General features: G+C 58.2%; 1 protein-coding gene. It reads left to right on the top strand.

The features are described from left to right. On the top strand, positions 1-359 hold a 359-nt coding region (locus tag KNP77_RS15850; protein WP_214891763.1), incomplete at both ends, for a transposase.

Raw genomic sequence — 359 nt, 5'->3', positions numbered from 1 at the left:
AGTACACGCTTGCCTATGACGTCTATCCGAACCCGACCGACATGAAGACGTTGATCCCGTTCCTCGATGAGATTGAAACGTTCCTCGACCTACCCGCCTACATCGTCGCCGATGCCGGATACGGGAGCCAGCAGAACTATACAGACATTCTCGAGCGCCGGGGGCGCTTGCCTTTGATCCCGCATACGATGTACCGGAAGGAACAGAAGAAGAAATGGCGCGAGGACCCGTTCAACCTCGCGAACTGGTCGTATGATGACGGGACCGACGCGTTCACGTGCCCGGACGGGAGAAGGCTCCCGTTCAGCCATGAGTCCCATCGGACCGACCGGAACGGCTTCACCCGTGATTTTCGTGTG

The sequence above is a fragment of the Exiguobacterium sp. s142 genome (assembly GCF_018618455.1).
Taxonomy (GTDB): domain Bacteria; phylum Bacillota; class Bacilli; order Exiguobacteriales; family Exiguobacteriaceae; genus Exiguobacterium; species Exiguobacterium aurantiacum_A.
Note: the sequence above shows the minus strand (reverse complement) of the source record. Positions and strands in the feature narration are given on the sequence as shown.